Genomic DNA, 3,060 nt, shown 5'->3' on the forward strand with positions numbered 1-3,060 from the left:
CCCGGGACTATACCGAATGCCGCGCTTTCGACAAAAATGAGCCGCCGCGCCGCCCGCCCGAGCCGGACTCTGGCGCCGCGCGCAGAGAGACTCGATCACGGGCCCACCATGTCGGCATAGCCTCCGACCGTCGCCGCGGTTTCACGAACGGCTTCCCGGCAGCGCGAAGACATGAGCGCGGCCAACTCCTCGGCGTAAGCGTAGCCCTTCGCCGCGCCGTCGAAGTCGGCTGACGTCGCCGGATGGGTATAGATTTCTGTGCAACCCGGCGGCAGGTTGCTAAGGAGGCCGGCGATCCGCTGCTCGGTCATGCGCCCGGACCAGGCGAGACCGAAAACGCGATCCACTGAGACCCAGCCGGCATTATGGACTCGCCGGCGCATCGCCGCCGCCCAAGGCGCCATGAGAATAGCGACCGGCGGCCGGGGCGTCGGCGCCACGCGCCGCAAGTCCGACAGCGGCTCAATAGGGGTCCGCAACGCGCGCGCGCCGTAGTCGGCGCCGATCGCGAGAATCTCGCTCAGGATCGTCGGGTGAAGATGATAGTGGCGGTGTGCGTTCACGTGGTCGAGCGCCAGCCCGGTCGCCCGATAGGCCTCGAACTGCGCCCTGATTTCCGAGCGGACCTGGCTTCGGACCGAGGCTCTCGTCGCAATGGCGAGCCCCAGCGACGCGAGATCGTTGCGTAGCCGGCCGGTCGACGGACCCGCCTTTACGACAAGGTCTGGAATGGCTTCGGCCGGAAGAATCGGCCAGTCGTCGACCAGGGTCAGATGGAGCCCCACCCTGAGCTGCGGCATGCGCCGGGCGCGGCGCACGGCGTCCGGCGCCGCCGCGCCGCCCACCATCAGGCTCGCCGCACTGAGGACGCCGTCGCTATGCCCCTGCTCGACGGCCTCGTTGACCGCGTTCGCCAAGCCAAAATCGTCGGCCGTGATGATGAGCCGCTTCAGAGCGCGACCTCGCGGCGTTCCTTGAGGAAGCGGAAGAACTCGACTCCCTCCTGCAATCGCCGCTTCATCGCCTCGGGGCTCCGCCCCATTTCGCCGACGATCGCCGCGATCTTCGGGAACGCGGAAATAGAAACTCCGGTAGAAAACCTCCACCGACTGGAAAATCTCCGCGTGCTTGAGATGGGAATAGCGCAGAAGAAGGACGGGGTTTCCCGCGGGGCCTGACACCGGGATCCGGCGCCGCCGTCGAAGCCGTCGAAGGACGGAGCTTGCAGGAAAAGCGATCGCATCATGTCGCGTCGGTTCTTTCAATCTGCGGTCAAAACGCCGTTCCGAAGCACGTGATAACGCTCGCCTCGCCAGGTCAAATCCTGGCCGCAATAGCTCCAGGCGAATGTCGCGAACGAAAAAAGATCACGAAGCGGGACGAGCCAATAGGCCGGCGCACGGAGGCCGTAGCAGCGCGCCGTGGCATGCAAGAGTACAATCCGGCATGCAATGGCAAGAACCGCGAGCGTGAAGCCTGCGGCCGGCGCTCCGGTCGCCGCGGCCAGGAGGGCGAAGGCGAGGGGGTGCGTTACCGCCGAGCCCAGGTGTCCCCAGGGGTTGACGGTCCGGATCGTACGCGCCCAGCGCACCTCGTGGCTCCAGAACTCGGCAAGCGAGGTTTCGGCGCAGCTGTGGCCCACAAGAAAGCGCGGAAAGGCGACTTCCAGCCCCTTGGCTCGCAGAGCGGCCCCGAGCGCGTAATCGTCGGCGAGGACGTCGGAAAACCTCGCGAACCCGCCGATGGCGTCGAGTTCGCCACGCCGCAGCGCTATGGTCGACCCGAAGCAGGGCGTCGCCATCCCCGAGCGCAGGCCGACGAGCACATTTGGGAGAAAATGCGCGTCGATCGCGAGCGCCGACAGCTTTGACCAGAAACCGGCGACGGGAACGCCATGATAAAGGCAGGTCACGGCGCCGACGCCCGGCCGATCGAGCGGTGCCGCGAGGCGCCGGAGATAGCCCTCCGGCGCCTCGATATCGCTATCGGCGAGAACGACACAATCATATTTGATGGCCGGCGTCATATTGATCAGGTTGGAGATTTTCCGATTCGAACCGTGCGTCGCCGAGTCGACGACGAGGCGCATGTCTCGGTCCGGGAACTCTGCTTCAAGGCGCTTCACGACGTCGATCGCCTTGTCGTCGGCCGTCTGCACGCCGAAAATAATCTGGACCGGCGCGGGATAGTCCTGTGTGCAGAAAGACGCGAGGTTCCCAAACAGTGCGGTTTCGTCGCCCCGCAAGGGTTTGAGAATGGTGATTGGGGGCGACACGGCCGACGTTGTCGCGGGCTCGGCAATGAATCCGACGGAGAGCACGGCGGCGTAGCCGAGATAGAGGCACCCAGCGCCGGCGACCAACAAAAAGGCGACCGCAAGCATCCCCGCCATTAACTCCCCCGAGGCTCTTCAGCGACCGGCCGGTCGGTAAAGAAGATCCGTCCCTCAAGCAACTGCCATCCGAGGAGGCTTGGAACGCCGAAGACGATGTCGGGCACACGCTTGATCAGGGACATCGCAATGGCGACATCTGCGGGCACGCCGAAAATCGCGCAAATGGCGACAAGGCCGCCTTCCTGCGCGCCAAGCGCTCCCGGAATGACGAAGGCCGCGCCGCGAATCGCCTGCGTGAGGCTCTCGATGACCAGCGCCTCGGGATAGTTCGCAGGCAACCCGATAAAGAACAGGATCGCCCACACTTCGAGCACACCTAAGAACCAAACTGCCATGTTTATTGACGCTGCCGCCAAGAGCCCTGCGAGATTGGCGTAGAGCAAATCCAGGCGCGAATAGAGCGCGTCGATCGCGCCAAACGAGAGCCACTCACGATCGCCGACGACCCGCGCCCAGAGCCATTTGACGACACGCTGCCCGACGCGCCGTTGCACGAGGTAGAAGCCGGCGAGCGCTGGAACGGCGAGGACGGTCGCGATCGCGACCGTCCGGCCGACGCCGCTCGCATTTCCCATCGTGGCGAGCGTCGCGAGGCCGACCATCGCGAACAGGATATGCGGTATCGCTTGAACCAATACGTCGACCAAGACGCTCGCGGCGGACAG

3 protein-coding genes are annotated in these 3,060 nt (G+C 65.2%); all 3 read right to left on the minus strand.

Annotated elements, in window-relative coordinates:
- Positions 1-95 precede the first annotated feature (95 nt).
- Complete coding sequence (gene hpnK, locus ACLP25_RS18490) at positions 96-953, minus strand: hopanoid biosynthesis-associated protein HpnK (protein ID WP_442470637.1); 858 nt, start codon at positions 951-953, stop codon at positions 96-98.
- Between the two features lie 308 nt (positions 954-1,261).
- Complete coding sequence (gene hpnI / locus ACLP25_RS18495; protein ID WP_442470635.1) at positions 1,262-2,392, minus strand: bacteriohopanetetrol glucosamine biosynthesis glycosyltransferase HpnI; 1,131 nt, start codon at positions 2,390-2,392, stop codon at positions 1,262-1,264.
- Positions 2,392-3,060, minus strand: a 669-nt coding sequence (locus tag ACLP25_RS18500) for a lysylphosphatidylglycerol synthase domain-containing protein (RefSeq protein WP_442470636.1), incomplete at its 5' end; no start/stop codon positions are given. The genes ACLP25_RS18500 and hpnI, both read right to left, overlap by 1 nt.

Origin of the sequence: Roseiarcus sp., from assembly GCF_052145395.1 — a bacterium.
Taxonomy (GTDB): Bacteria; Pseudomonadota; Alphaproteobacteria; order Rhizobiales; family Beijerinckiaceae; genus Roseiarcus.

Excerpts from the sequence above, each read along its gene's own strand:
- hpnI (WP_442470635.1), bottom strand. The coding sequence starts at position 2,392 with ATGGCGGGGATGCTTGCGGTCGCCTTTTTGTTGGTCGCCGGCGCTGGG.